Raw genomic sequence first — 20380 nt, forward strand, 5'->3', positions numbered from 1 at the left:
CAACCACCACCACGAAGGAGACATCACGATGGCTGTCATCAACAAGACTCTGGTCGGCGAATCCCTGGTCGGCGACGGCAACGAGGTCGCGCACATCGACTTGCTCATGGGGCCGCGTGGTTCGGCGGTCGAGGCCGCCTTCTGCAACGGCCTGGTCAACAACAAGGATGGCTTCACCAGCCTGCTGGCCGTGGTCGCCCCCAACCTGGCGGTCAAGCCGAACACCATGATGTTCAACAAGGTCACCATCAAGGGTGCCAAGCAGGCGGTACAGATGTTCGGACCGGCCCAGCGCGGCGTCGCCATGGCGGTGGCCGATTGCGTCGAGGACGGCACCATTCCGGCCGACGAGGCGGACGACCTCTTCATCTGTGTCGGCGTCTTCATCCACTGGGAGGCCGAGGACGACGCCAAGATCCAGGATTTCAACTATCAGGCGACCAAGGAGGCCATCAAACGCGCCGTAGCCGGCGAGCCGAAGGCCACGGAGGTGGTCGCCCAGAAGGGGAGTGCCTCGCACCCCTTTGCCGCCCACGACTGATCTGACGCTGTGACGCGGACCGGGCCCCCGGTCCGCGTTCATGCAGGAGCGATCGCAAGTGACGATGCAGGATATGGGGGAGGTCCGCTCGGCCGGATTGGAGCAATGGCTCGACACCGAGGGACTGACCCTTCAGGAATACGCCATCCGCCATCATGTGCCGCTCGACCTGCTGGTCGAGCGCAACGATCTGAATCGTCCGGATCGGATCTCGGACTATCCGCCGCCTAGTCGCTATCCGGACGAGCGTGCCCGAGCCGTGCTGCGCGGTCTTGGCTGGGCCGGCCTGCTGCGCGAGGAAGGCGACTTCAGCGTGCTTCCCGGCGAGGTGCGGCGTCTCGATCTGCTGTTCTGGAATCTCGACGCGCTGAGCGATTACGGCTTTCGTTTCCGTCAGGAATACCGCTACAGCGACCGCTCCCATCGGGTGGTCGCCCACAATCGGCTCAAGGCACCCAGGTCGAATCTGAGTCTCTTGGACGCCGTGCCCCATTGTCCCGTTCCGCCGCCCGATTTCTGGCTCGCCTTGGCGACCTTCGTCGCGCACGTGGCCGAGTGGCATGCGGGTTATCTCTTCATGCCCTTTCAGAAGGCATCCCAGGCGCACTGGGTTGCGGTCGAGCTGGAACGTCAGGGGATCGCCGTCATCGAGCTGGATGCCGCCGACCAGCCGGGCGGGGCGCTGCTGCGCACCCATGCACTGGCGGACACTCGATGCCTGCTGGATCGGCTGCGTTCCCATCTGAGCGTCATGCCCGGTGCACTGGAGCGCTTCGAGCAGGAGACCCCGACGCTCACCGTCTGCAAGAATCTGGTCTTCGATTCGGCCCACTTCATCACCGACCATCCGGCCAAATGCTCCAACCTGCATGGCGGGCGCTATGCCCTGAACGTCAAGGTGCGCGGGCGCATGGATCCAGTGACCGGCTGCGTGATCGACTACGGCTATCTCAAGCGGGTCGTCGGCCGGCGGGTGATCGATCGCTTCGATCACGCCACGCTCAACTACGCCGCCCCCGAACTGGCCTGGCGCTCAAGCACCGAGATGCTGTGCGTCTTTATTTGGGAGCAGCTCATCGATTATCTTCCCGGCCTCGTCGAGCTTGAGCTAAACGAGACCACCCAATCTTGGTGCAATTACAGCGGCCCCAGCCTCGCCGACTTCCAGCGCGACGGCAGCGATCCGGTCCTGACCCATTTCCAGCGCCGGATCGGTGCCTCGTCCTGGCGCGCGTCCGTCGCAGAGATCTGACGCAGCGCAATCCGGGGACACCGTTGAATCGGGTTCGAACGTTGGCGTTGTCGGATGGCCCTGGATTGCGCTGCATCCAGGCTAGGGGGTGATTGCGGGGGCGGGGATGTGGCCCTGATGCAGTGCGGTGGCGACGAGGGCGCCGGCGATGCCGATCGCGTCGAGTCGTTGCAGGTCGGTTGGGTCGCGGACTCCGCCGGCGGCATGGATGCGGTGGCTCGGTGCAAGCTGGCGCAGCGCGGCGAGTCGGTCGAGGTCCGGTCCTTGTGCGCTGCCGACCCTTGCCAGGGTCATGAGGATGACATCTTGGGGCCAGAGCGCTGGATTGGCATCCAGTCCGGCGGGGCCGAGCGGTTGCTCGCCACGGTAATCGAGCGACAGCACCGCGTCCGGGTGGCGTGCGCGCAGATCGGCCAGTTGGTCGAGCGATTCGAGCGATTCGCTTCCCAACACCGGACGGGCGAGGGTGGCGAGCCGATCGAGTGCGGCAAGTCCGCTGTCCACCCAAAGTCTCGGCCTGGGATGCTGCCGGTGCAGCCGTTCGATCTGGTCGACATGATCGCCGTCCCCAGCGATGGCGTTCAGGTCGGCGATATAGAGGTTTTCAACGGGATAGCGCTTCAGAATGGCCGCCGCCACCTCGTCCAGTTGGCTGGATGGGCAAAGCGGCGAGACGAGCGGTTCATAGGTGTCCCGCCGGCCCTGTCGCGCGGCGACCACCTGGCCGTCCTTCAGGTCGATGACAGGTATTAGCTTCATTTCGGATTGGGCATGCGCATCTTCGTCTTCGAATACATCACTGGTGGCGGTTTGTTGGATACCGCCCTAACCCCCTCGCTGGCGCGGGAGGGCGATATCATGCTGCGTGCCTTGGTCTCCGATCTCACCGCCCTGGACGGGGTGGAATGTCTCGTCACGCGCGATGCGCGGCTCGCACCGCTGCGCCTTCCAGTCGAGTCCCGCCGCGTTCACTCGCCCGAGCAGTTCGCCCAGGTCTGGGCCGAGACCCTGTCCGAGGTCGATGCCGTCTGGCCCATCGTCCCCGAGCATCAACAGGCGCTGGGGCGCATCACCGGGGCCATTCTCTCTTCGGGTAAGCGACTGCTCAACAGCCGGCCTCGCGCCGTGGTGACCGCGACCAGCAAGATTCAGACGCTGCGCCTGCTGGAGTCCGCCGGGCTTCCGGTCGTTCCGACCTTCGCGTGCGAGGACGTCCTGCCCGACATCCGGGGGCGCTGGGTGCTCAAGCCGGACGATGGTGTCGGCTGTTACGGGATCCGTGTGTTCCAGGATCGCGACCTCCTCTGCGGTGCCTGGGATCATCTGGAGGAGGGCTGTATCTATGTCGCGCAGCCGTTCGTTCAGGGTACCCCGGCCAGTCTGAGCCTTATCGCCTGCGACGGCGAGGCGCGTCTGCTCAGCGTCAACCGTCAGCGCGTGGCTCTGATGGACGAGGAGCTGGTCCTGCTCGGCTGCGTGGTCAACGCCTGGGACGCACGCGATTCCGGCTTGCGCGCGTTGGCCGCGCGTATCGCGGCCGCCATGCCGGATCTCTGGGGCTATGTCGGCGTCGATCTGATCCTGACCGAGGATGGACCGCGCATTCTGGAGGTCAACCCGCGCCTCACCACCTCTTATGCCGGGATCAAGGACGCACTTGGGTTCAACCCGGCCGCGATGGTACTGAACCTCGATGCCGGGGGCTGGCCGGAGGTCGATCCGGCCGAGTCGGGTAGGGCGATCGAAATCTGTCTGGAGGATGCTGACGTTGCCTGAGACTTGGATCGGTTGGGACCTGGGAGGAGCGAACCTCAAGGCGGTTCAGCTCGATGCGGTTGGCAGGGCCTTGGGTGTGGTCCAGGTCGCCTGTCCGCTCTGGCAGGGGGTGGAACATCTGCATGCCGGGATCGACAGGGTGCTGGAGCACTTGGTGGATCCGCGTTCGCATCGGCATGCGGTGACCATGACCGGGGAGCTGGCCGACCTGTTCGAGGGGCGGGACCAAGGCGTTTCGACGCTCGTTTCGGTCATGTGCGAGCGTCTCGGCGAGGAGCCGCTTCTCATCTATGCCGGAGCGGCCGGGTTCGTCGATCCGCTGCGGGCGGTCGATCTGGCCCATCAGGTCGCCTCGGCCAACTGGATGGCAAGCGCCACGCTGGCCGCCTCCATCGTGCCCGAAGGTCTGCTGGTCGATATCGGCAGCACCACGACCGACCTGGTGCCCTTCGCCGAGGGCGCGGTCAGTGCCTGGGGCACGACGGATCACGAGCGACTGCGTCACGGCGAGCTCCTCTATGCCGGGGTCGCGCGGACCCCGCTCATGGCGCTCGCCAAACGTGCGCCTTTCGATGGGGTCTGGGTGCCGCTGATGGCGGAGCACTTTGCGACCACGGGCGACGTCTATCGTCTGACCGACGAACTGCCGGATCACGCGGATCTGCTGCCGAGCGCCGATGGACGCGAGAAGACGCCGATGGCGAGCGCCCGGCGCTTGGCGCGCATGCTGGGTCTCGATGTCGAGGCGACGGATCGGCAGGGTTGGCAGCGGCTCGCCGAGTATTTTGCCGAGGTACAGCTGCAGGGGCTCATGGAGGCCAGCGCCTGTCTCTTGTCTCGCGGTGAGCTGGCGGCCAAGGCGCCCGTTCTGGGTGCGGGTGTCGGGCGTTTTCTCGCGCGCCGTCTGGCCGAACGCTTGGGGCGGCCCTATATCGGATTCGAGTCGCTGTTCGCGCCGAGTCAGGTCGGCGCGCCGGACATGGCCGATTGCGCTCCGGCCGCCGCGCTCGCGCGTCTGGCGGCCATGATCTGATCCGATGGCGCGCTCCGCTCCGAACATCCGTCGACGTAGAGCGGTTCCTTGTTGCCAACCTGGTCCGAAACCCAGGTCCTCGATTCGACCCCAATGCAGATGACATCGACTCTATCGATCCGCGAATTTCCCTATCGACCCGACAGCTCCGCGCTGTTCGAGCCGCTCGCCAGCCGTGCCTGGCCGGTCTTCCTCGACAGTGGTCGACCCGGTTGCGCACAGGGGCGCTTCGATATCCTGAGCGCCGATCCAGGGACTCGCCTCGTCACCCGAGGGCTCAAGACCGAGATTCGCTCGGAGCGGGGCAGTCTGGCCTCGCTGGAGGATCCTTTCACTCTGCTCGCCGAGACGCTCGGGCCGAGCCGTCCGGCGCCCGAGGAGTTGCCCTTCGCCGGCGGCGCCATCGGCTATTTCGGCTACGACCTGGGACGGCGTTTGGAGCGTTTGCCGAGCCTGGCGTTCGACGTCGAGGACATCCCCGACATGGCCGTGGGCATCTACGATTGGGCCCTGGTGGTCGATCATCAGGCCTGTCGCAGCCATCTGGTCGGGCCGGACCGGGAGACGCTCGACGTCTATGCCAGGCTGCTGTCCGGGGCGCTCGCCGGGCGCTCCACCGGCACGGCGCATCGCTCGTTCCGGGTGCTGGGGCAGGTCGGATCCAACATGAGCCATGGCCAATACCTGGAGTCCATCGGCCGCATCAAGCAGTATCTGCGCGAGGGCGACTGCTATCAGGTGAACTTCGCCCAGCGCTTCTCCGTCCCCGCCGAGGGCGATCCCTGGCAGGCGTACAAGCTGCTGCGTCAGCTCAATCCGGCGCCCTTCGGTGGCTATCTCGATATCGGCGACTGCCAGGTGCTCTCCTCCTCGCCAGAGCGCTTCCTTCGGGTTCGTGAAGGCGAGGTCGAGACCAAGCCGATCAAGGGGACGCGTCCGCGCGGCGCCGATCCCATCGAGGATCTGCTGCTGTCCGACGCACTGCGTCTCAGCCCCAAGGATCGTGCCGAGAATCTCATGATCGTCGATCTTCTGCGCAACGATCTGGGCAAGGTGTGCGAGATTGGCAGCGTGCGGGTACCCAAGCTGTTCGAGATCGAGCGCTTCGCCCGCGTGCATCATCTGGTCAGCACGGTTCGCGGACATCTAGCGCGGGGATGCGGCGCGCTCGATCTGTTGCGGGCCTGCTTTCCCGGAGGCTCCATCACGGGCGCGCCCAAGAAGCGCGCGATGGAGATCATCGAAGAGTTGGAGCCGCACCGGCGCGGCGTCTACTGCGGTGCGATCGGCTATGTCGGGTTCGATGGGGCCATGGATACCAACATCGCCATTCGCACCCTGGTCCATTCTGGCGGGGTCGCGCGCTGCTGGGCCGGGGGCGGCATCGTCATGGATTCCGACCCCGAGTCCGAGTATCGCGAAACCTATGACAAGGCTGCGCCGCTGCTGGATCTGCTGGAGCGCATGCGGCTCGGCAATCTGGGCAGCTAGCCGTGTGGGTGGTCAAGCTCGGGGGCAGCCTCGCCGACTCGGAGCGGTTGCCTGTCTGGCTGGACGTACTGGCAGGACGTTCCGATTTGGTGCTGGTGCCGGGCGGCGGCCCCTTCGCCGATCAGGTGCGTCTCGCTCAGAAGCGTTGGGAGTTCGCGGATGCGGCCGCACACCACCTGGCGTTGCTCGCCATGGAGCAGTACGGTCGCATGCTGTGCGCCATCCAGACTGGATTCACTCCGGCCGCGAGCCTGGATGAGATACGCCGTGCCCTCGACTCGGGATGTACGCCGGTCTGGATGCCGGTCGATATGGTGCTCGCCGATCCCCGCATTCCCCAGACCTGGGACATGACCTCCGACTCTCTCGCGGCTTGGTTGTCCGCCATCCTCTCCGCCTCTGGGCTGCTGCTGGTCAAGTCCGCCGTCCTGGCCGGGGATTCGATCGATCTGGGGGCATTGGCTCGTGCGGGTGTCGTCGATCGACTCTTCCCCGACTACGCGGTCTCCAGTGGGGCCAGTGTCCATCTGTTGTCGATCCAGGATCCGCATGGAGTGGATCGTTTTAGGCGTTTACTGTCGGAAAGTCGGCTTCGAACCTTTTGAAAAGTGGCCCTTGTGTCTGAGTGATTCTTGACTAATCTGGTTGGTGAGGGCGCGTGACAGGCTGGTCGCGGGAACATCGATTCGATGGGGTTGCGACAGCTCGTTCCGCGCTTTCGGGCCGCTCCGAGCGGCTCATCAGGGGGAGGCAAGGCCGCATCGCCTCTTCGATCTCAGCCGATAGCAGGTGACCCCCATGTTTGCACTGACTCGCGATCTCATCACCATCGCCGCCATCGTTTTGACTCTCCTCTTTATCGGCAGCTTGGAAAGCCTGTACTGAGGTGGTTTCTTCTCGACGACCATGCCGGCTGACGTGTCTTGACGCCCTTTTTGAGAGAGAGCGTCATGCGGCGTCATCTGGCATAGGTGCTGGAGGACATTCAGTCTGAAACCTTTTGTCGGCGTTGTGATGAAAATATCGGTCGACTGTGCGCTAATTGCATATGCTTAAGTCGTAAAGCGTGTCGATCGGGAAAGCGCATTCAACAGTTCAAGTCGGTCGATCACGCGACCGTCGGGTTCGCTCCAAGCGGTCCATCAGGAAACCTCTCTCGGCGAACCGGCAGTTTCACCATCCTTGGGTCGATTAGTTGAGCGATTTAATTGCGCCTTAAGGATTCGAGCCGCGGAACAGAACCATGAGCATTTCTCCTGTCTCCATAACCACGCCGAACCTGGCGGCCTCTTACGCCTCCACTCGCCCGGCGACAAGCCCCGCGAATGATTCGGAGCTGGCGTCTGCTAGCTCCCCCGTTGCCCAGCAGTTCGCCATTTCGCCTCCCGCAACCTCCGTCGTGCCAGAGACCGCTCGCCCGGTCGAAGAGGTGACCCCGCCCCAGCAGCAGGAGTTGGCGACGACGACACAGGATGCCTTGCGCTCCCGGTCGCAGGTTGTGCCTGAAGAGTCGAGTGCGGCTACATCCACACCTGCGGCCACGACCACATCTCCACTGGCATCCGCAGACGGTGGTTACCAGATCCAGTCGTCTTTGAGTGGTGAGATCGCCGAGGTCGCGGCAAACGCGACTGCGGCCGCTGGGGCCGCCTCGGAAGAGTCCAGCGAGGATCCGGCAGAGATTCTGGCCGAGCAGCAGCGGACCCAGGCCCGCAACAACCCCTATGCGGATCTTTCCGCCGGCCAGCCGGCGCAGGCCGCTCGCGGTGGTTCGGTGCTCGACCTCTCGGTCTGAGGTCGGCCTCGGTTTTCTCTGCTCCGACTCGCCAGGGAAGGCGGGTCCACCTGCTTATTCCCAGACGGCTTCGTTTGTGTCTTCGCTCGATCTGGCGAATCTCCTATGGGGATGCTTCATCCCGGATGAATTTGGCGATGGCCTCCGTCGTGGTCTTCAGCGCCTTTGCCAAGTCCTCCGGTCCATGCATGGGTTCGGTGCCGTCCTTGAGTGCTTGATTGATTTCCGTCGCAATGCGGGCGACCTCGGTCAGTGCTAGTGAGCCAGCCGCACCCTTGAGCCTGTGGGATACCGCTTCGGCGGCGTTATGGTCGCCGTTCGCCAGCGATTCGGCGATCTCCCGAGCGGCGGCGCCGTAGGATTCGACGAAGCGTTTCAGCAAACGGCGGTAGAGCCCGAAATCCTGAAAGACATGTTTCGCCTTTTCCAGATCCATCGCCTTGGACGCAGAGGCTGCGGTCGTCGTTACGGCCTTGGGTTTCGAGGGTGCGCGGGACAGCCAGTCCAGCAGCGTGGCGTAGAGCGCGTCCGGGTCGACGGGCTTGGTGATGAAATCGCTCATGCCGGCCTCCAGGCAGCGATTGCGATCCTCCGCGAAGGCGTTGGCGGTCATGGCGAGAATGGGTACCTCGTGCCAGGTCGGCAGCGCGCGAATGGCTTGGGTCGCCGCCAGACCGTCCATATTCGGCATCTGCATGTCCATGAGAATCAGTGCATAACGGTTTTTTTGGGCCATGGCGACTGCTTTCGCGCCGTCGCTCGCGATGTCGACTTCCAGTCCCACCGCGCTCAGTAGCTCTCGGCTTACCTCCTGGTTGATGTCATCATCCTCGGCCACCAGAAGGCGTGCGCCTCGGTAGCGTTTGGCCAGATGGCGCGAGGCGTCCGACTCGGCCTGCTTTGACTCGGGCTCGGAGGATTCGATTCCCCCGAGCAGTTGCGTGAGCTTCTCGTGGAGACTGGAGGCGGTTATCGGCTTGACGAGGACGCCGTTGTCTCCCGCCCCGCGCGGGTTTGGTCGATCAAGGCCGGTCAGTAGCAGAAGACAGACCGGTCGTTGCCGAAGCGGCAAGCTGGCGATCCTTCTGGCCGTTTCGACCCCGTCCATATCCGGAAGGCTCTGGTCGATCAGGATCAGGTCGAAACCCTCGGGTCGCTCCCTCAGTGCAGCCAAAGCCGCCTCGCCCGATGCGACCGAGGTCACCTCGATTTTCCAGGCGCGCAGCATGTCCCTCATCACCGTGCTGGTCTCGGTACAGTCCTCCACCAGCAGCATGCGGTGGCCGGGGAAGGCCGCCCGCGTTTCCGCATCGGTTTCGGGCGTGGGGAGGGTTTCGAAGCGTGCGGTGAACCAGAAGGTGCTGCCTTCTTCGGGTTGGCTGATCACGCCGACTCCACCGCCCATCAGCTCGGCAAGTCGAGTGTTGATGGCGAGCCCCAGTCCCGTTCCACCGTAGCGGCGCGTGGTCGAGCTGTCCGCCTGCTCGAAGGACTGGAACAGGCGATCCAGGTTCTCGGGTGCGATGCCAATGCCCGTATCCCGGATCTCGAATCGATAGAGCCGCTCATTCGGGGTGTCCTCTTCCCTTCGCACCCGCAGACAGATGACTCCTCGTTCGGTGAACTTGATCGCGTTGCCGAGGAAGTTGAGTAGGATCTGGCTCAGGCGCGTCGGATCGCCGCGCAGGTCTATGCGGTCGGGCGTGCTGGGTTCCAGATCGACCACCAGCTCCAGGTTTTTGGCTTCGGCCTTCTCGCTCACCAGCGCGCAAACATTGCGTAGCACCGTCGCCAGATCGAACTCGGTCGACTCCAGGACGATCTTCTGCTCCTCGATCTTGGCCAGATCCAGGATATCGTCGATGAGCTGCAACAGATGTTTGGAGGCGCCGGCGATCTTGTCCAGTCGATCCTGGCGGTCCGGATTAGACTCCTGCTGGCGCAGCAGATGTGTTAGCCCCTGGATGGCATTCATGGGGGTGCGGATCTCGTGGCTCATGTTGGCCAGGAAATGCGACTTGGCCCGACTGGCCTGCTCCGCCGTTTCCTTGGCCGAGGCCAGGGCGGCCTCGGCGCGCCGACGCATGACGATACGCCAGAGATCGTCCCCGATCAGCTGTAGCTCGTGCGCGTCGGATGCGTCGTAGTCGGTCGGTTTGTTGCCGACGCCCAGCAGTGCCCGGACCTTGCCGTCCGCGACCACCGGTACGCCTAGATGACGGATCAGGTGGACGTAGCCATCCAGATATCCTCGTCGATCGGATTGGTTCTGATAATCGTTGTGGACGACTGGGCGGCGTATTCGTGCCGCATCGGTCCAAACGCCGCTGGATGCGAGGGGCGAGTGCGCGTCATGGGGCGTGTCGAATGGGTTCGGCGTTCCGGTCGACCAGGTGTGGAATTCGAGCGTTTCCTGATCCTCGCTGACCAAGTGCAGGTAGCCGATTTGGCTGCCGGTCAGACGCACGGCCGCGTCGACGCCGCGCTGTATGAGTTGCCGCTCATTCAGCGTTTCGGCATCCTGACTCATCTCGAACAGGGCCTTGAGCCGCAGATCGCTCACCAACAGCGCGCGGTTCGCGGCTTCTAGCTCGGCCGTGCGCTCGGTCACCAGTTCCTCCAGATGGTGGCGATGCCGTTCCAGCTCGGCTGCGGTCTTTTTGCGTTCGGTAATGTCTTGCACGGCGCCGAGCGCACGCTGAGGCATGCCGGCCGCATCGCGAACGATCTCGGCGAGCATCCGTATCCAGCGCGTCTGGCCATCAGCCATGATTCGGTGCTCAGCGTTGTATTTCGTCCGGCGGCTCGACAGGGTGGATCGCCATGTTTCCAGCATCGGTACCTTGTCCTCTTCGACCAAGGCGGCGACCATGCTGTCGAAGCTCGCTGACGAGCCGAACGGAAGACCGAAGATGCGATAGGACTCGGCGGACCAGGACATCACCCCGGTCGCGATGTCCAGTGTCCAGCTTCCGATCTGAGCGATCGACTGCGCCCGGTTGAGCGAGTCCTCGCTTGCACGCAGGGCTTCCTCCATACGCTTGCGCTTGGTGATGTCGCGAGCGACCGATTGAAATTCGACGCAGACGCCCTGCGCGTCGAACAGGGGAACGTCCGCCCAGTGCAGCCAGCGGACCTCGCCGTTGTCCTGCGTGAGCGGTTGGTCGTAGCGACGTCTGCGCGGGTGTGCTGAGAACTCGCGGACGGCCTTATCCATCGCCGCACGTTCCGTTTCCGGGACCAAGTTGAGCCAGCTTCGACCGATCAGCTCCTCGCCCGGTTCGGCGAAAAGCGCGCAATAGGCGCTGTTAACGAAGGTCAGGGTGCCATCGGGAAGCCAGCGGCAGACCGCATCGTCCTGACTCTCGATCACCGCGCGATAGCGTTCCTCGGTCTCGCGCAACGCCACTTCCGCCGCGCGGCGTTCGGTCGTGTCCTGAAAGGTTCCACTGAGATACGTTTCGCCGCCGTATTCCACGCGCCCGATACAGCGCAGCTCCGCCCAGAAATGCCGGCCAGAGTACGCGGTCATTTCACAGTCCAGGGTGAAAGAGGTGCCAGATTCCCAGCTTGCATTCAGGTGCCGGCGGACCTTGTCTCGGAATTCTGGTACGTAGTATCTCAGCCCCTCTTCCAGGTTGGCCGGTGGCCGGTCCAGAGGGTGCTCCAGCAAACGGTAGACCTCTTCGGTCCAGATCAGCGTTCCACTGACCGGATTGGCCTTCCAGCCGCCAACGCGGGCGATTTCTTGGCTCTGTCGCAGAAAGAGCATCGCCTCGTGCAGCGTCTTTTCAGCCTTTTTTTGCTCGGTGATGTCGTACCAGAGGGCCACGAAATAGCGCCGGTCCTGGATCGCGATCAGGCGATTGGCGGCACGAACGAAACGGGTTTCGCCATCCTTGCGGCGATGCGTGACATCGAAGGTTCCTCCACCCCGCTCGATGAGGTGCCGCAACTGTTCTTCGATCTGCTCCCGCGTCCAGTCGGCTTGAACGTCCGCCAGCGTGAGCCGGGCGAACTCGTCGCGATCGTAGCCGAGCCCGCGACAGGCCGCCTCGTTGAACTCGCTGAAGCGTAAGGTCTCGGTGTCGATCAGAAGGATGCCATCCATGGCCTGGGTGATGATGGCGGCCAACAGCGCCTCGCGCTCCTCAAGCGCTCGCTGCTCAACCTTACGGTCGCTGATATCGCGGGTGACGCTGACGAAGACTTCACGTCCCCCGATGCGGGCGCCCCTGAGGCTGACCTCTGCATCGTAGGTCGTTCCGTTCTTGCGCCGATGGCGTGTCTCGAAGGTGACGTTGACCGATGCGGTGTCGGCGAACAGGGTACTGATATCGTTTCGGCTGAGTTGGGCATCGAAGTCCCAGGAATGCAGGTCGAGCATCTCCTCCGGCGTGTAGCCGAGCATCTCGGTGAAGCGTGGATTGGTCTCGATGAGACGATGGTTCTGATCGAAGATGGCGATTCCGTCGCGTGAATGCTCGATCAGCGCGCGCAGCCAAGCGGCCTCGTTCGCCAATGTCTCTCGAAGGGCCTTTTCGGGACCGATATCGCGCCAGACCGCTAGCAGCACGTCTTTGCCGTGAAGCCGGATGCAGCGAATGCGCGCCTGCACGTCGAGGACCGTCCCATCCTTGCGGCGAAGCCGGCTCTCGAAGCAGGCACCCCCCTCCGTCCGTATGCGTGCCTTCCACCCCCGCACAACGGACAGGTCCGCTTCCGTTTCGGTATCCAGCAGAGAGCGTCGAAGCATCTCGTCGCGGCTGTATCCCCGCATGCGGCAGGCCGCGTCGTTGACCTCGACGAACCGTAGCGTTTCGGCATCCATCAGTGCGATGCCGTCCTCCGCCAGGTCGAAGATGAGACCGAACATCTCCTCACGTTCATGCAGGCTATGCGGCTCGGCGGCAGTGAGTTCCAGGGCCAGCTCGAACAGCCTGGTCAGGGTATCCAGCGTATCGAGGGTTTGCCGACCGGTGGGTGCGGCTTGTCGGCTGGTCAGGTACAGAACGGCGCATGGCTCGCCGCCGACATGGATTGGCACCATGATCAGCGATTGGATGCCTTCATCGACCAAGGCCGGTTCCAACATATCCGCCTCGTCGGTGGAGGCGTCTTGAGCCCGAGCGCGGAGGCACCTCGGACCTTTCCCATGTGCAAGACTGGCAAGCGATGAACCGGCCGATCCATGCTCGATCCAAGCGTGGACGGTTTCAGACAGTCCGCGCCCCGCGTCGCGCCGATAAGCGCACTGCGCATTGCGCCAATAGAGTCCGGCTCCGTCCATCTCTGGAAGGCGCAGCACGCCGTCCAAAAATGCCTCGGACAACTGCTGTCGATCCGATCTGGCCGCGATGCTGGCGGAGAAGGCGTGAATCGCGCTCAAGTGAATCAGTGCGACTTGGGGGGCGTCCCATGAGGGCGTTTCCTCATCGGTCTTGCTGGACGAGTCGGGACCGGTGGGAACATTCATGCGGGCTCACTCGGTTTCGGGCCGCTTGGTTGCGGTGCGATTTCGGGGGCGCCAGCCGCTTTTCGTTCTGTACGCACGTCAACGACGGGCCAATACGCGCCGTTCCAATGCAAGGATAGGGCATCGTCGCATGCGATGTGGTGTCCTTTAGCGAGAAAGGTTTCCGCTGTTTTCGCGGGGTTGCACCGTCTCATCTTCGACTTCGTCGTGGTGAAAAATGCATCTAAATTCAATTGCTGGAGGTTTCGGTTTCTTTTTTCGTGCGATGGCGAGCACCTGTCGCGCGTCAGAAGCATCTTCGTTGCGATCCGCCAGCATGAGATTCGGAATTCTCTCCGTCCGGCGCATCTAGGAAATAGACGTCGCGCGCCTCTACTGCAAGCTGTCCGGCATCAACTCGGTGAACTTGGTCCAAGCGCCTGTTTGGCATTGGTGAATTTTACAGAGCCAAATCCTTTGGCAACTTCTTCGCGTGCCTTGGACCTAATCCCCGCGAGCGCGGGGGAACCAGTCGCGGCCTCACTCACATTGACCCCAATGACGGCCTATCCCCTCGAGCGCGGGGGAACCATTACACAGTAGGCATAGAAGGTAACGGGTGGGGGCCTATCCCCGCGAGCGCGGGGGAACCGGTTCTGCTATGAAGGTCGCGATCGCTGGGCCGGGCCTATCCCCGCGAGCGCGGGGGAACCATCAACATTCTCAGCCTCCATGAGGCGCGGAGGGGCCTATCCCCGCGAGCGCGGGGGAACCGAGTCTGCGAGCGCTTCCACCTACGGAAGAATGGGCCTATCCCCGCAAGCGCGGGGGAACCGCCGTATTGGTCCGACACAACCTGACTCGCCTGGGCCTATCCCCGCGAGCGCGGGGGAACCAGGCAGCGAGCGGACATCTTCGACGGCGGTACGGGCCTATCCCCGCGAGCGCGGGGGAACCTCGTTGTGGATTTCTCATTCATTTTATTTTCCGGGCCTATCCCCGCGAGCGCGGGGGAACCCAGGAGATCGTTTTGATCAATCAGGGCAAGCAGGGCCTATCCCCGCGAGCGCGGGGGAACCAATGGCAATCCTCCTGTTTACCGGCCCGCCTGGGGCCTATCCCCGCGAGCGCGGGGGAACCTTGCCAGCAGGTCACTAACCAGTCTTCGAAGCGGGCCTATCCCCGCGAGCGCGGGGGAACCTTTTAGGGCCTACTGGCCATTGTGAAAACCCGGGGCCTATCCCCGCGAGCGCGGGGGAACCCCACGAGTGTAGCTCTGCGACGGATCGTCAGGGGGCCTATCCCCGCGAGCGCGGGGGAACCTTTTCACAACAGGTTCAACGCCTCCTGTGACGCGGCCTATCCCCGCGAGCGCGGGGGAACCATAGGTCTAATCTTCTTCAGCTAATCGCTTGAGGGCCTATCCCCGCGAGCGCGGGGGAACCTCTTGCAGTTAAGGCTATGTTCCGCAAGGATAAAAGAGTGAATAGATTAGTCTGTTAAAGAGCGGTCTTTCAACGACTTTCGGACAAGCCACAAGCCATCTACGTCCACCAACTCTCGCGTAGGTGTGCCGAGCGTAGCGATCCCAACACCACCCGTTGCATTCACATCACGCCAAACCATCACCACGCTTCCTGTGGGCTCCGCCGTGTGCCAATCCGTCAGGACAGACCAAGTGCGTGAGCGCACGCCCTGATTCATACGCGGGGAGATGTACACCGTTGGGGCGACTTCCAGCATGAGCGATCCCAGGTAACCTCGGAATCGATCCGCGACATCACGGGTTACGATCATGACTAGAGGCATCAATTTCCTCCATCCTAATGACTTTCTTGATGCTGTCGATCATTGCGGGAATCACGCCTTGCTTGCGAAAGACGGTGGCAGCTTCGCGCCGGATCAAGCGATCGATTGTCTGACTATCGGTTTCGGCCTTCTTGGCGACCTTGAACGCGATCTGTAGGGTGACGGATTCTCTAAACAGATCTGCGATGTCGAGGACGAACGATTGGCCTGAGTCTTCGTGGATGAAGCCTAGTTGCGGAATCGCGGCGACGGCCTGCACCGCAATGGCCGCCGCCGCTTGCACTGCCGTTGCAGCATGATTGATCGCTTGATTGGGAATGTCCGTGGCGTTGGGATTGGCACGATCGTAATGGCGTCCTTTCCATTCGATCCCGTAGCGCTGCGCCATCAACTGATAGGTGGCTTTGACGCGGGAGCCTTCAATGCCGCGCAGGGTATCGAGGTCGCGATGGGGTAGCACCTCGCCGAGGCGTAGGGCGTACATATGGCGGGCGACGCTGATCCTGCGGCGCGGACTCCCCCACAGTTCGGCTTGGCGACGGGCAATATCGGAGCGATCGGGCATCAACGGCGGCGCGGTGTAGCAGCGCACACCGTCCTCGCCCACGGCCGCCATCAGGGTGCCGTGCCTGGCCAGCAATCGCAGCGCGTCATGGGTCACGGTACTACCAGGGCCGAGCAGGATCATCGAGGCGGTTTGATGCGGGATCTGCACCGAGGAAGGTGTCAACGAGTCCTTGCCCTGGAAGAAATGCAGGCACCCATCGATCACGCATAGCTCGCCACGCTCGAACCAGATCAGCCCATGCCGGTCGGCATGGGGCATCCGCGAGGTTTCGAGGCCGAGCCGTCCTTTCAGCATGAGCGGGCCGGCTTGAGCAAGAGCATTCCAAAACCGAAGGCGCGGTGTCGTCCGATCCCGCGCGTCAGCAAGCGGGTAAAGGCATCGCTATCGCTAATGCGTAACTGGCCTTTGAAGACCGCATCTGGGCCAGACGGTGCGTGCGTTTTGCGCTTCCCGGTTTCGTCGGGTCCAGCGCGTCGGATCACACGACTGAGCCGGAAGGCGTCCATGCCGACCTGTAGTAACTGGGCTGCGTCTTGCTCGGCGAACTGTTTGCGCAACCATTCGGCGTAGACCGTCTCGCGGATAAGGGTTTCCTCAGCGGTCGGTTCCGCTTCGACAGCGTGCAGAAAGACATCACGCTCGCGCCCGTCTTTCGCCCGGAGGACTGGGCGTACCCTGACCTCGAAACTCAGGGCCTGACCACTGGTCCAGGAGGTCGGAAACGGCCGCACGGCGAGGCTATCCAACCCCAGTGCCTGCGCCACGTCCGGGGTTGCCAGGGCCGCGTTGTCACGCAGCGCCGCCGGGGCTTGGTCGGAGTAGGCCAAGAGTCCCTGTCGTGCGCCCAGATAGCGAAACGGCTTGGGTGATTGCTCGCCAAAGGCCGCCGCCAGCAGGGCATGCAAGGCATATCCATCATCACCGTCGGGCGACAGCAGCCGATGGCGGGTTGCCCAGATCGCCAGGGCTTCGGGATCCGGCGCGCAATGCAGCAGATGGAGGCTCATGCCGGTTTCTCCTCGCCCCGTATCCGTCCTTCCCGAATCGGCCGCCAGCCGCCATGCACGCCACTGGTCCAGTTGCGCTCGTCGCAGAGATCGAGCACCCGGTCGCCTGGTAATGCCCCCTCGCCATCCGGCCATTGCAGCCGCACGCCCTCTGGCGAATGGGTTGGCAATGGCACGGAGCGCAGGACGTCCAAGATGCTCTCGCCCTCGTGCCAACCGGCGAATAGCCGGCGGCTCGGGAGGCATGGCTTGCGTCCGATGAAGAGCGGGCGGGCGGGGTGATCAAGGGCTGTTGCCAGATCATCCAACGTCGGTAGTTCATCGCTTGGTTCGAGGCGCAGGGCGATGAGCATGGAGAGGTCGGCATGGTAGTCGCGATAGCGCTGCAAGGTCAGCGCCTTGCGGCCATCCGGCTGCGGTGCATAACTTGGACTCTTGGCACGCCCTTCCGGAACGCCTTGGGTTGTCCATCCCTGATCATTCTCGAACAGCAATGCGGTTTGATAATCCTGTATTCGCCTTCCCTGGCGTTCAAGCCGCATGCCCATGATCAGTCGTTCCTGCAAGCGATTATGTCTCGCTGTTTCCTCGCGCCGCCAGCCCAAGGCGTTGGCCAGCAGGCCGGTGACCATCGACAGTGCAGGAAAGTCGCGGATGATGCCGAAGTTGTCGATGGTTTCTCCACCGAACGCCATCAGCGGCGCCTCCAGCCGCAGGAGTAGGTGGCGAGGCATGTCAGCACTCCCCTGTTGTGATCGACTCTGCGGCCCAGGTCGCGAGCGCGCTCAGATTCAGGCGTTGAGCGTCTGGAATCTCGACCGGATCAAGCGCCATCACGCGGCGGGTCAAGGTCGCGCCGTAGGCCTCATCCATCTTGGCTATTTCGCTGCTCAGGCATGCCACGGCGCGCTCGCGAATCGACCGACCGTCCTTCGCCGACAGCGGCAGGGCATCATGGAAGGCCCCCGCCAGGCTACGGGGTTGCCAATCACCTGCCTCGACCAGCATCAACTTCGCCCAGTCGAAGGGCGCAGTGGAGCCACGCTTGGCGCCAGGACTGACGGTGGCGATCAGGTGCAGGAGATGTTCGACGACCTTGCCGGCCAACTCGCGCTTCTCCGGTGGCGTCGTGGCAGCGAAGCAGTCCTTGGCCGCGATCCCCTCCAGGTTTTCGACCAGCTGGCGCACATCGACCACGACGTAGCCGTAGTAAAGCCCCGAGGCCAGCTCGGTGTCGAAGATGCCCGCCGATCCCAGCTCGCCGCTTTCCTGAAGGAGATCGTCGACGACGGTGAAATAGTCGTTCTCGACCTGCGCCTCATGTACCGTGAAGGCATGGGCCACGTAAACCGCTGCATCCCGACTCGTGAGGACGTCGGATGTCACCATCCGACCAAATAGGGCGGATTCCAGACCGCTCCCATGCTTGAGCACCTCGATGTTCTTCTTCTCATCTTTGAGCATCTTGGTCACAGCGGTACGTACTGCACTTTCGTCGGCGCTCGCGCTGGCTGACTCGATGCAGCGCTGGACCAGATAATCGATTTCGGCCTTGCCCATCAGCACCGCCTGTCCGGTATGCAGCGCATCTACGCCTTTCATTTCCTTTCCTGCCCTGTCGACCAGACCGCCGTTGCGCAACGCTTCCACCGCCGCCTGGGCTAGCGTCTCGGTTACACCGCCCTTGACGATCCGCTTGCGGATCAGCTCCAGCGTCCCCCGCGAGCGGATCGCCATCGGAACCGCCAGCTCCGACAAGGCAAACCGGTCGTCGGCGATTCGCCAATGACGCTTGAGGCATTGCGAGGAGATCCGGGTTCGCATGGCGTTCCCCAGCGGCAAGCGCTTGGCGAGTCCAGCGTCGTCGCGATTGATCAGCGCGGCGGGATAGGTGTGCAGGGTGTGGATCTGGATGAAGCGCGGCTGAGTCGTCATGGCGTTACAGTTCCTTGTCGGTCATTCAAGCGGCTTTTTGGCTGGATTTGGCGAGCGCGGAGAAATAGCGGCCGGCGATGCGCATGCGGATGGCTTCCGCCTTTTCCTCATCCCGACCTTCGGACAGGATCAGTCCGCCAAGCTCATGCCAGTTCGGGGCGACCTCCTTCGACGCGAGCAGGCGCAGCAGGCGCGGCAGGAGTTGACGAAAGGCATCGCCTCGGGAGGTGAGGAGCTTGGTCACCCGCGACTCCGATACCCCGGCCGCGCAGAGCTGATTTCCGAGCGAGCCGCTGGCGTGACCGGCCAGCGCCATGCCGTGAGCGATCAAGGCCCACCGGCGCCAGCTTTCCGGCGGCCAGCCCTCGGGTTCGAGACCGGCATGGATGAGCGCTCGCGCCAAGGCCGCGATTTGATGCGGGCGGATCTCGCCGTCTGGATCCAAGCGAGCCAACGCCGCTTTCTCGCCTTTACCCAGGCCGTAGAGGTCGCCGTTGAAGCGGGCAGCCTGCCCGATGAGTTGGGCGAGCTTGGCGATAGGCGATTGTTCGCGTTCCGCGCTGGCGGGTGCTTGGGGCTCAGTCTCAGGGCTGGACATGCGATGTCTCCTTGGTGGCCTGTTGCGTTTTGTAGTAGTGGGCCAGGGTTGGCAGAGTCTTGTCGCTGCGCAGTCCGCCATGCAATCGGCTCATGGCAGAGGCACGGGCGCGATAGCGTTGCTCACCGCTGCGCGGTCCTGAGTCGAAGGCATCGGTGAGAATGGACTCGGCGCGCTCGGCCATGTCCAGATACCAGCTCAGACGAACATCCCCGGGCTGCTCTGATTCGATCTACTCATTCAGTCCGAGCGGGCCGTCGAAGAAACGCGAGTCCTCGAAGTGTTCGAATGGCCTGGCGAAGAGATTGGCCTTGTCCTTGGCGCTGTCACCGAATTTGTCTTTCGGCGCGCCGTTCTCGAAGAGGGTCGCCAAGGCTGTCCATAACACCCCACGAATCTTGCTGATGTCCGAGACCCGCTCCTCGGCGATCTTCGCGAGCCCATCGGTCTTCTTCTGGATCATGAAGGCGTGAACCTTCGGGGAGATGGGTATCCGCCGTTCGTGGTAGCCCTCGGTTTTGCTCTGCCCACCTGCGACCGCCCTTGCAACAACTGTCAACCCCGAGACAGCGTCATCGATACGAACGACTTGTGCTGGAGGCTTTCGATATTCAGAGCCGAACAGAAGCTCGACCATGCGCCTGTAATGAAAGCCGTTTCCAGAGACACCCAGTGACTCCCCAGAGGCTGACTTCACAGGCGCCCACAAATCGCCAGTGTTACCTTTGCGGTCACGCGATTCGTTTTTCGAAATGCGACATGCCTTGCTTGTCGCGCGTTGCGCAGAGATTCGATCACCTTTTACGGTCAATCGTACCCTTCGGCAGATTTCAATGAAAAATGGATCAAGTGAGCTAAATGGTAGAGATGCTGCATCATCCCACGACTTTAGCCAAAGTAATCGAAGTCCGTCTGAGTCTTTATAACCAATAAAGTCCGCGATCTGTTTTCTTTCGGTTAGCGCAATTCGCAAGTCCCGAAGCCAACGTCTACCCATTCCCCCAGGGGGGATGACCCCAAGACCTGGACGGCTAGAGCTACCACCGTTCATCCCATCCCATTACACAGAACTTTGAGTGTACGATGGTGCGTTGTTTTTCCTGAGATATTTTGGAGCAGA

Annotated in this window: 17 protein-coding genes and 1 CRISPR repeat array; of the genes, 7 read left to right on the top strand and 10 right to left on the bottom strand. The window is 62.9% G+C overall.

The annotated features are described in order from the left end of the window. Positions 1-28 precede the first annotated feature (28 nt). Together fae and ACFSJC_RS19690 are read left to right on the top strand one after the other, a co-directional pair. On the top strand, positions 29-541 hold the full coding sequence (fae, locus tag ACFSJC_RS19685; protein WP_386028982.1) for a formaldehyde-activating enzyme: 513 nt from the start codon (positions 29-31) through the stop codon (positions 539-541). A gap of 64 nt (positions 542-605) precedes the next feature. Beyond that, on the top strand, positions 606-1793 hold the full coding sequence (locus tag ACFSJC_RS19690; protein ID WP_386029017.1) for a 6-pyruvoyl trahydropterin synthase family protein: 1188 nt from the start codon (positions 606-608) through the stop codon (positions 1791-1793). A gap of 81 nt (positions 1794-1874) precedes the next feature. Here ACFSJC_RS19690 and ACFSJC_RS19695 read toward each other — a convergent pair whose 3' ends face one another. After that, positions 1875-2552, bottom strand: a complete 678-nt coding sequence (locus ACFSJC_RS19695; RefSeq protein ID WP_386028984.1) for a HisA/HisF-related TIM barrel protein — start codon at positions 2550-2552, stop codon at positions 1875-1877. A gap of 12 nt (positions 2553-2564) precedes the next feature. On the opposite strand from ACFSJC_RS19695, the gene ACFSJC_RS19700 reads away from it, so the two are divergent. From ACFSJC_RS19700 to ACFSJC_RS19720, 5 genes are all read left to right on the top strand, one after another. Next, positions 2565-3569: an ATP-grasp domain-containing protein gene (locus ACFSJC_RS19700; RefSeq protein ID WP_386028986.1), complete on the top strand. Its 1005-nt coding sequence runs from the start codon at positions 2565-2567 to the stop codon at positions 3567-3569. Then, positions 3562-4602, top strand: a complete 1041-nt coding sequence (locus ACFSJC_RS19705; protein ID WP_386028988.1) for a hydantoinase/oxoprolinase family protein — start codon at positions 3562-3564, stop codon at positions 4600-4602. The genes ACFSJC_RS19700 and ACFSJC_RS19705 overlap by 8 nt, the downstream gene beginning before the upstream one ends. A gap of 93 nt (positions 4603-4695) precedes the next feature. Beyond that, on the top strand, positions 4696-6093 hold the full coding sequence (pabB, locus tag ACFSJC_RS19710; protein WP_386028990.1) for an aminodeoxychorismate synthase component I: 1398 nt from the start codon (positions 4696-4698) through the stop codon (positions 6091-6093). Positions 6094-6095: 2 nt separating this feature from the next. Further along, positions 6096-6698, top strand: coding sequence for an amino acid kinase family protein (locus ACFSJC_RS19715; RefSeq protein ID WP_386028992.1), 603 nt, complete (start codon positions 6096-6098; stop codon positions 6696-6698). Positions 6699-7492: 794 nt separating this feature from the next. After that, complete coding sequence (locus ACFSJC_RS19720; protein ID WP_386028994.1) at positions 7493-7888, top strand: hypothetical protein; 396 nt, start codon at positions 7493-7495, stop codon at positions 7886-7888. 103 nt (positions 7889-7991) lie between these two features. Here ACFSJC_RS19720 and ACFSJC_RS19725 read toward each other — a convergent pair whose 3' ends face one another. From ACFSJC_RS19725 to ACFSJC_RS19765, 9 genes are all read right to left on the bottom strand, one after another. Then, positions 7992-13364, bottom strand: coding sequence for a PAS domain S-box protein (locus ACFSJC_RS19725; protein ID WP_386028996.1), 5373 nt, complete (start codon positions 13362-13364; stop codon positions 7992-7994). A gap of 480 nt (positions 13365-13844) precedes the next feature. Further along, a CRISPR array of direct repeats spans positions 13845-14788; the repeat unit is 29 nt; unit sequence GGGCCTATCCCCGCGAGCGCGGGGGAACC. Positions 14789-14834: 46 nt separating this feature from the next. Next, on the bottom strand, positions 14835-15152 hold the full coding sequence (gene cas2e / locus ACFSJC_RS19730) for a type I-E CRISPR-associated endoribonuclease Cas2e (RefSeq protein WP_386028998.1): 318 nt from the start codon (positions 15150-15152) through the stop codon (positions 14835-14837). Further along, positions 15124-16014 carry a type I-E CRISPR-associated endonuclease Cas1e gene (cas1e, locus tag ACFSJC_RS19735; protein ID WP_386029000.1) on the bottom strand — a complete coding sequence of 297 codons (891 nt, stop codon included), beginning with the start codon at positions 16012-16014 and terminating at the stop codon, positions 15124-15126. The genes cas2e and cas1e overlap by 29 nt, the downstream gene beginning before the upstream one ends. Further along, complete coding sequence (gene cas6e / locus ACFSJC_RS19740) at positions 16008-16727, bottom strand: type I-E CRISPR-associated protein Cas6/Cse3/CasE (protein ID WP_386029003.1); 720 nt, start codon at positions 16725-16727, stop codon at positions 16008-16010. The genes cas1e and cas6e overlap by 7 nt, the downstream gene beginning before the upstream one ends. Beyond that, positions 16724-17461 (bottom strand): type I-E CRISPR-associated protein Cas5/CasD, encoded by a 738-nt coding sequence (gene cas5e, locus ACFSJC_RS19745; protein WP_386029005.1) that lies wholly within the window; start codon positions 17459-17461, stop codon positions 16724-16726. Before cas5e ends, cas6e begins: the two co-directional genes overlap by 4 nt. A 1-nt stretch (position 17462) precedes the next feature. After that, positions 17463-18662 (bottom strand): type I-E CRISPR-associated protein Cas7/Cse4/CasC, encoded by a 1200-nt coding sequence (gene cas7e, locus ACFSJC_RS19750; protein ID WP_386029007.1) that lies wholly within the window; start codon positions 18660-18662, stop codon positions 17463-17465. A 25-nt stretch (positions 18663-18687) separates the two neighbouring features. Beyond that, the gene (gene casB, locus ACFSJC_RS19755; protein ID WP_386029009.1) at positions 18688-19260 is read right to left on the bottom strand and encodes a type I-E CRISPR-associated protein Cse2/CasB; all 573 of its coding nucleotides are present in this window, start codon (positions 19258-19260) and stop codon (positions 18688-18690) included. Beyond that, on the bottom strand, positions 19247-19444 hold the full coding sequence (locus tag ACFSJC_RS19760) for a hypothetical protein (protein WP_386029011.1): 198 nt from the start codon (positions 19442-19444) through the stop codon (positions 19247-19249). The genes casB and ACFSJC_RS19760 overlap by 14 nt, the downstream gene beginning before the upstream one ends. A 48-nt stretch (positions 19445-19492) precedes the next feature. Next, positions 19493-19897: a hypothetical protein gene (locus ACFSJC_RS19765; protein WP_386029013.1), complete on the bottom strand. Its 405-nt coding sequence runs from the start codon at positions 19895-19897 to the stop codon at positions 19493-19495. Positions 19898-20380: the final 483 nt, after the last annotated feature.

Origin of the sequence: Thiorhodococcus fuscus (genome assembly GCF_042682685.1) — a bacterium.
In the GTDB taxonomy this organism is placed as follows: domain Bacteria; phylum Pseudomonadota; class Gammaproteobacteria; order Chromatiales; family Chromatiaceae; genus Imhoffiella; species Imhoffiella fuscus.